The following is a 7,551-nucleotide window of genomic DNA, read 5'->3' as shown; positions in this document are numbered from 1 at the left end:
AACAATGTCTCAGTCACTCAAAAGCGACTTGATTATCATATCAAGTTATCAACTGAAAGTCAATAACTTTTTTCTTATGATGTTTGCCGTCTCAGTGACGACTTTTACAATATTACAGCATGAATACAAAACCGTCAATAGTTTTTTTAATATAATTTTTAAATTACTTCTCCCACCAATTATATTTTCAAGAATTGTCAGGATTATTAAAGGATTATGCCACATATTCCTTCTTTATTTCTCATAAGATGGACAAGGACGGATTGTCCTAAGGAGGAATGAACGTGGAGCTAATAAAAAAACATAGTAGGATTATTTCTGTATACCTATGAAAAAAACATGGCTAACCTATTTCTGCTTATTGTTTGGTGCCATCCTACAAGGCCTTGCCATGTCCTTGTTTTTATTTCCCCATTCGATTCCCTCTGGCGGAGCAGCGGGGATTGCTATTTTAATGAATCATTGGTTTCATTTTTCACTAGGACTTTCCTTATGGCTTGCTAATATTGTCTTTTTATTTTTCGCAATCCGCTATTTTGGATACACCTGGACACTAAGAACCATTCTTTCTGTCGCAATTACTTCTACTACAGTAAACATCATAACCATCTATATTCCTCACCAACATGTCCATTTATTACTAGATCTTTTAGCTGGAAGTGTTTTTTTTGGTATTGGCGTAGGCGTTCTAATTCGTGTTGGAGCATCTAGCGGCGGGATGGTGATTCCCGCATTAATGATTGCTACCTATAAGCATTGGAGCCCCGGAAAGGTTATGATGGGAATTAATTTTATTATTTTTTTATTAACCGCCCTTGTTATTGATTTTAAAATAGTTATTTTCGCGATTATTTGTCAGTTTCTTTCTACTAATATTATCGATTATATATATGAGTTGAAATTTCAAAAGGTAAGCCTCTTAACAGTAAATTGGCGAAAGAAATAAGAAGATCCCTTATAGAATCTTCTTATCTTGTAAATAGGGCTGTTTTTTTATAGATTGGTCGATTTTTTTCTATTTCATGATGATCCTTCATGGATACCACATTCTGTTTTGGCAATACCAGCCCAGCGTCCTGCTCGATTGTCCTTAGAATCCGTAACAGGTTGGGTGCACGGGGCACAACCAATACTTGGATAGCCTTGATCATGTAATGGGTTATAGGGCAAATGATTCAAGTGAATATAGGTCATGATATCTTCCCATGACCAATGAATAAGTGGGCAAATTTTAACCTTATGAAACTTTTCATCCTTATTAATATACTGGGTTTTATTCCTTGCAGGGGATTGATCTCTTCTTAAACCAGATATCCATGCAGTTACATCCACTAATGCCTCCTTAAGAGGAACCACCTTTCTCATGTGGCAGCATAGATTGGGATTATATTTCCATAATTCTTCTCCATACCATTTGGTTTGTTCCTCTAACGAGATCTTTGGTTTCAGTAAAGTAATTTGTAAAGTTGGGTAACGTTCTTTTACCTGTTCAATTAATGTATAGGTTTCAGAGAAATGGAGGTCAGTATCGAGGAAAATGATCTTCGCTTGTTTATTTACCTTATGAATTAAATCAATTAATACAATACCCTCGGCCCCAAAGCTGCAGGAATAAACAATATCATCCTTATACTCCTGATAGGCCCATTTTAATATATCTAAAAAATCGGGCTTTTTTTCTAGAATGGCAGCTACTTTCTCCTCGGCCCACTCTTCATACGATAACACTTCAGACAAGCTTATCCCTCCATTTCAATTCTTCACTTGTTCGAGATCAAGCATTACTGTCGTGCATTGATTATTTTCAAGACTGATATTATTCATCCCATTAATATCGCCAAACTGTGCGTAGCAAATCAATGCTCTGATCCACGAACCATGTCCAAACACTAAAAGATTTTGATAATCCTTATATTTTTTTAAAAACAACCTAATCCGATTTTCTAAATTCTCTATGCTTTCACCAAAAACAAGCTCTTTCGGATTTTCAAACCATTGTTCACCATGTTTTTCAATCAGCTTTTCTTTAGGAAGTCCCTCAAAGGGACCAAAATCGAGCTCGTCTAATAATCCCTCTGCTTCTGCTTGAAACCCGTACATTTTAGCTGTCTGATGCGTTCGTTTCAATGTACTGGCCAAGATTATGTCGAAAGGTGGTAATTCCCCCAATAACTGTTTATTGCGGGAAATTCGCTCTTGATATTCCTTAGTAATAGGTGAGAGTTCAGTATCCCGCCTCCCTTGTAACCACGTTTTTTTATTCCACTCTGTTGGAAGATGCCGTATTAAGGTAATAATCATCTTTATCCTCCATGAAAAAGGTTTCACTTCTAAGGCCACGTCGTTGAGATTCCAAGACTAACACATCATGAAGTTTTACATTTCCTAAATTTACGTTTGGCCCCACTTCTTTAATAAAATACATTTGATGTTTAGTGGAAGGCGCTTCAAAAATAATTCTTTTATAATCTAATTCTTTACATAACTCCTGGATTAAATCGGATTTGACATCCCCGCATTTTTCATAAATGCCAGAAGTCCCCGAGTCTCTCCCCTCTGTAATAACGTACTCACAACCTGCATGTAACAGAAGGTTCATTTCTTCCTTCCATTCACAAATAGTCATTTGGTTATTTACATCTTTTGAGCCAACTTCAGCAATGACATGAAAATCATCTTTAATTTGGGAAATGAGATGAAGCCGTTCCCAGATCGGAATATCTACCGTTCCATTTGATATTTCAATCCATTCAATCCCCAGGTCCTGTAAAAAACTTAAGTATTCGGGAACTTTATTTTGATAGTAGCATTTCTCAAACAATGTCCCACCGCAATAGGGCTTAATTTGATATTCCTGATACAGCTTCACCTTTTCTCTTAAGTTCGGGGTTACATAAGCAGAACCAATTCCAAGTTTGGCAATATCAATCATATCACCGAAGTCAGATACTATATTTTTCAACTCACCCAATGGGGTTCCAAAATCAATGACTGAAGTCAAACCGTAGGTTCGGATTCCCGTTGTCCTTTCAGGCAATGTTAAAAAATCCATAGGTAATGCGCCTCCTCTATTCATCTAGGATAGTTTATTCAAAAAGGCGCCTATGGTGTAAACATTGGGCAATTCTCCCGATAATTAGGCATTTGACATGTATAAACATTGGTTCAGAACAAACAATATGAAGGCTTAATATTACAGTTAGGGGTGTCATCCTTGCCAAAGCAAAAACATAAAGGCCTGACGATAACTGCTATAGGGGCCATTCCACTTATTCTGGTGTTAGGAAACTCGATGCTAATCCCAATTCTCCCGAAAATGAAAACAGAACTAAGTATAACTCAATTCCAGACTAGTCTCATTATCTCTGTATTTTCGATTGCAGCGGCGATTTCTATACCTATATTAGGGTACTTATCTGACAGATTCTCACGAAAGGCAGTCATTATCCCTGCGCTCATCTTGTATGGAAGTGGCGGCCTATTAGCAGGTGCAGCTGCTGCTTGGTTTTCAAGTTCCTATACTTGGATCCTTGCTGGAAGGATTATGCAGGGGATGGGTGCCGCAGGGACTGCGCCCATTGCCATGGCTTTGGCAGGCGACTTATTTAAGGGAGCAGAACAAAGCAAGGTTTTAGGACTAGTAGAGGCTTCAAACGGCTTAGGAAAAGTAGTCAGCCCCATTATTGGATCACTGTTAGCACTGATATTTTGGTATGCAACATTTTTTGCATTTCCTATCTTTTGTCTACTATCCATCCTTTTAACCATTTTCTTTATCAAAGAAAAGAAAGCAGAAAAAGAACCTCCACCGGTCGGAAAATATATAAAGGGGCTTGTCTCTGTGTTTAAAACAGAAGGACGTTGGCTATTTGCCGCTTATTTAACAGGTGCTTCCTGTTTATTTACCTTATTTGGGATTTTATTTTATATATCAGACATTCTCGAGAAGGATTATCAAATCGATGGCTTATTAAAAGGAGCTATTTTAGCTATTCCATTACTATTTATGACCACTACCTCCTATATAACCGGCAGTAATATTGGAAAAAAAATGAAGCTGATGAAGACGCTAATTGTTATTGGATGCCTTTTAATGACTGCGTCTTTTTCATCGCTAGTATTCTTTACAAAACTCATTCCATTCTTTGCTGTTCTAGTCGTCAGCAGTATCGGGACTGGACTTGTTCTCCCTTGTATTAACAGCTTTATTACTGGCTCCGTTCCATCAGACCGGCGCGGGTTTGTCACCTCGTTATATGGATCGGTTCGCTTCTTAGGGGTTGCGATTGGCCCACCCATATTCAGTTCATTAATGGAATGGTCTCGGTCCGGTATGTTTTTATCAAATGCGGGTTTAACCCTTTTATGTGGTTTGCTTTGCCTGCTGTTAATCCATGTGGCTAAAAAGGAACCTTCCAAGGAAAGCGATTCTCTGTTTGAAAAACTGTCCTTTGGTTAGAAACATAACCAACAGATAATGGGTGTAGACTGGAAAGGAGTTGGTATCATTGCCGATATTTTTTTCACCCGAGGTAATCACCCCCGAATATCAGGTTTTAAATGTGGTTGATGCCAAAAACAAGGGTGTAGGTAATTTAGCAATACTATTTAGCGAAAAGAAACTGTATGTTTATGGAATTTTAGAAGAGGAAGAAGTGGGAGCGGACTTTAAAGATTTAATCACCCCTTATATAAAAGGATTAGCAAAGGCAAAGCCCGGGCTCGATATCTTCTCATGCTTATATGTAGGATGTAAAAAAATCAAGCTAAACCAAGAAGAAGAAAACTAGCCCAAGGGTCCAATAAACCGTACCTCAAAAAACAATAGAGCTTGATAAAAGCGGAAGCCTCCAAACCAAAATGAGGGTTCCTCTTTTTTTGGGCGTACAATGGATGTCACCAGGCGATTAACTACTTCATAATTTATATTTATAATTAAAATTTTGGAGTGTTGCCTAATGAGCATCGGGATAATTATAATGGGCCTTTTAATTGGCTTTATGGTGGGCTTGACTGGTGTTGGGGGGGCGGCATTGTTAACACCTGTCTTAATAATATTGGGGATAAGTCCTTCCATTGCTGTTGGAACCGATCTCGTTTATAATTCCATCACCAAGCTATTTGGCTCGATTCAACACTGGAGGCAAAAGACCATAAATCTCCAACTTGTGAAGTACCTCGCAATTGGGAGTATACCAAGTGCCCTATGTGCAGTGGGTATTCTCCACTTATTTGATACCTTTTTTCATACCCAAGAGATAATTATTAAACATGCCTTGGGTTACGTCCTAATTTTAGTGGCCCTAACCACTCTAATTAAAACGTTTATGAAAAATAAATTTGAATGGAACCATTATCAAAGGAAGCCTATACAAGAAAAAAAGGCGTTAACAATTTGTATTGGCGCTATTTTAGGTTTTATCGTTGGCTTGACTTCGATTGGATCAGGCTCATTATTTGCCTTGGCCATGATCTATCTATTTAGAATGAGTTCTTCAGAGTTAGTAGGCACAGATATCGCCCATGGTTTTTTATTAGTTACCGCTGCTGGAATCATGCACGCTGGAATTGGCAACGTTGATTACCTATTAATGGTTAACCTGCTGATGGGGTCAATACCCGGGGTTATGATAGGGAGCACCTTATCCTCTAAATTCCCCGAAAAACCATTAAGGACCATTATGGCTGTCATGATTTTGATTAGTGGCTTCAAACTTATTTAGCCGCATATTTCATGATTATCCGAATATATGAAATAAGCTTATCTCGACGATAAGCTTACTCACTAGTTTGTTTAATTTTATCTTGTGGGTTAAGCATTTTTCCCCGAATACGACTTAAGGGTATCGGTGACCGGAATAGTACAATATGAAAGTCACGTGGATTAAATGGGATAAAAGGATACAAATATGGGATATTCATACTCGTTGTAAATACTAGTAATAAAATCCATAATGTTATCCCTATCACAAAACCTGGTACTTGAAGAATGGCAACCATAATTAAAAAGAAGACGCGAAACATACGGTTAGCAAGACTTAATTCGTAACTAGGTGTAGCAAAGGTACCGATAGCAGCGACGGCCACATAAAGGACTACTTCATGCGAAAAAATTCCTACCTGGACAGCCACGTCACCAATAATAATAGCTGAAACGATACCAAGTGCCGTGGCTAGGGCATTAGGCGTATGGATAGCAGCCATCCTTAAGATTTCTATCCCCACTTCAGCTATGAGGAATTGCCATATCAAGCCGATTTCCCCTTCTTCTTTTACTCCAATAAACTTCCACCGTTCAGAAAGCAACTGTTCATTGGTTGCAAAGGTATACCAAAGTGGTAAAAGAAATAGAGAAGCTGTGACTGCAATAAAGCGTGCCCACCTTAGAAATGCGCCTACCAGTGGTTTTTGGCGATATTCCTCAGCGTGCTGCAGATGATGCCAATAGGTAGAGGGGCAGATCATCACACTTGGGGATCCATCTACAACGATTAGAACGTGCCCCTCCATTAAATGAACGGAGCTCGTATCCGCCCTTTCCGTATACCGTACTAATGGATAGGGATTATAGTTTCGACCAAACACAAATTCTTCTATCGTTTTTTCGCCCATTGAAACCCCATCGATCGAGATTTCTTCAAGCTTATTTCTTAACATTTCAACATGTTTTAAGTCTACGATGCTGTCTATATAGACAAGTGCGATATCTGTTTTAGACCTCGTTCCAACTTGAACATATTCCATGACAAGCGAACGATCCCGTACTCTTCTCCGTATCAATGCAAGGTTAAACACAATCGTTTCAACAAAGCCATCTCGAGGTCCGCGGACGACTCGTTCGATATCCGGCTCTTGAGGAGAACGGATGGGGTATTCACGCGAATCAATGAGAATTACTTGATGTCCATTTTCAACCACCAATGCTGTTTGCCCTGCAAGCACTTGAGCAATCACTTCTTCTAGATCGGTTGTAGTATTGACCTCAACATGAGGAATAAATGTCTTTACCAGTTCGTTAATAGGGTCATCTTTATAATCCTCAGGTTTTCTTTTCTCAATCTCCTTCATTATTAAAAGCAAAATATTAGCCTGAGCAAACCCATCAACTAAAAACATGCTCATCCGATATCCACCGTAATCTAATTTACGATGGATGATATCAAAGCTTTTCCCTACCCGCAATTCCGCCTTTAAGTATTCAATATTCTCTTCATACGCTTCCTTTACAGGAATTTGCGTCCCCTTTTTTCCCAAACATGCCAACTCCTAGAAATATCATTAATGGTATTTTGTGGAGAACATGAGGGTTATATACGAATTCTCTATTATTTTTATGTTAAACACAAAAAAGAACAACCCTTTCGGGTTGTCCTTTACTATTGCCTGGCAACGTCCTACTCTCACAGGGGCGCATGCCCCAACTACCATCGGCGCTGAGAAGCTTAACTTCCGTGTTCGGTATGGGAACGGGTGTGACTTTCTCGCCATTGCTACCAGACTATTTTGTTAGAGAGATCGTTCTCTCAAAACTAGATAATGCAGAAGAAGTGT

At 38.7% G+C, this 7,551-nt stretch carries 8 protein-coding genes and 1 rRNA gene; 4 read left to right on the top strand and 5 right to left on the bottom strand.

The annotated features are described in order from the left end of the window. Window positions 1-328: 328 nt before the first annotated feature. On the top strand, window positions 329-946 hold the full coding sequence (locus TY15_RS22390) for a YitT family protein (RefSeq protein WP_040205448.1): 618 nt from the start codon (window positions 329-331) through the stop codon (window positions 944-946). A 74-nt stretch (window positions 947-1,020) separates the two neighbouring features. On the opposite strand, the gene TY15_RS22385 is transcribed toward TY15_RS22390, so the two are convergent. Genes TY15_RS22385 through TY15_RS22375 form a run of 3 tightly spaced genes read right to left on the bottom strand, consistent with a single transcriptional unit; the run spans window position 1,021 to window position 3,052 of the window. Further along, window positions 1,021-1,728, bottom strand: a complete 708-nt coding sequence (locus TY15_RS22385) for a phosphoadenylyl-sulfate reductase (RefSeq protein ID WP_040205499.1) — start codon at window positions 1,726-1,728, stop codon at window positions 1,021-1,023. A gap of 24 nt (window positions 1,729-1,752) precedes the next feature. Further along, a complete protein-coding gene (locus TY15_RS22380; protein ID WP_040205450.1) occupies window positions 1,753-2,301 on the bottom strand; it encodes a histidine phosphatase family protein in 549 nt (182 codons plus the stop codon). Next, on the bottom strand, window positions 2,258-3,052 hold the full coding sequence (locus TY15_RS22375; RefSeq protein WP_040205452.1) for a phosphosulfolactate synthase: 795 nt from the start codon (window positions 3,050-3,052) through the stop codon (window positions 2,258-2,260). Before TY15_RS22375 ends, TY15_RS22380 begins: the two co-directional genes overlap by 44 nt. Before the next feature lie 162 nt (window positions 3,053-3,214). Between TY15_RS22375 and TY15_RS22370 the strand changes: the two genes are divergently transcribed. The 3 genes from TY15_RS22370 (at window position 3,215) to TY15_RS22360 (ending at window position 5,723) form a co-directional block, all read left to right on the top strand. Then, the gene (locus TY15_RS22370) at window positions 3,215-4,459 is read left to right on the top strand and encodes an MFS transporter (protein ID WP_040205454.1); all 1,245 of its coding nucleotides are present in this window, start codon (window positions 3,215-3,217) and stop codon (window positions 4,457-4,459) included. A 49-nt stretch (window positions 4,460-4,508) separates the two neighbouring features. Beyond that, on the top strand, window positions 4,509-4,790 hold the full coding sequence (locus TY15_RS22365; protein ID WP_040205455.1) for a hypothetical protein: 282 nt from the start codon (window positions 4,509-4,511) through the stop codon (window positions 4,788-4,790). A gap of 168 nt (window positions 4,791-4,958) precedes the next feature. Further along, the gene (locus TY15_RS22360; RefSeq protein ID WP_040205458.1) at window positions 4,959-5,723 is read left to right on the top strand and encodes a sulfite exporter TauE/SafE family protein; all 765 of its coding nucleotides are present in this window, start codon (window positions 4,959-4,961) and stop codon (window positions 5,721-5,723) included. Window positions 5,724-5,778: 55 nt separating this feature from the next. On the opposite strand, the gene TY15_RS22355 is transcribed toward TY15_RS22360, so the two are convergent. Both TY15_RS22355 and rrf read right to left on the bottom strand, forming a co-directional pair. Continuing rightward, a complete protein-coding gene (locus tag TY15_RS22355) occupies window positions 5,779-7,254 on the bottom strand; it encodes a spore germination protein (RefSeq protein WP_040205460.1) in 1,476 nt (491 codons plus the stop codon). 127 nt (window positions 7,255-7,381) lie between these two features. Continuing rightward, a 5S ribosomal RNA gene (gene rrf / locus TY15_RS22350) occupies window positions 7,382-7,498 on the bottom strand. Between the last annotated feature and the right edge of the window lie 53 nt (window positions 7,499-7,551).

Source organism: Neobacillus jeddahensis (assembly GCF_000612625.1).
GTDB classification, from domain to species: Bacteria; Bacillota; Bacilli; order Bacillales; family Cytobacillaceae; genus Neobacillus; species Neobacillus jeddahensis.
Note: the sequence above shows the minus strand (reverse complement) of the source record. Positions and strands in the feature narration are given on the sequence as shown.

Excerpts from the sequence above, each read along its gene's own strand:
- TY15_RS22390 (WP_040205448.1), top strand. The coding sequence starts at position 329 with ATGAAAAAAACATGGCTAACCTATTTCTGCTTATTGTTTGGTGCCATC.
- TY15_RS22380 (WP_040205450.1), bottom strand. The coding sequence starts at position 2,301 with ATGATTATTACCTTAATACGGCATCTTCCAACAGAGTGGAATAAAAAA.
- TY15_RS22375 (WP_040205452.1), bottom strand. The coding sequence starts at position 3,052 with ATGGATTTTTTAACATTGCCTGAAAGGACAACGGGAATCCGAACCTAC.
- TY15_RS22360 (WP_040205458.1), top strand. The coding sequence starts at position 4,959 with ATGAGCATCGGGATAATTATAATGGGCCTTTTAATTGGCTTTATGGTG.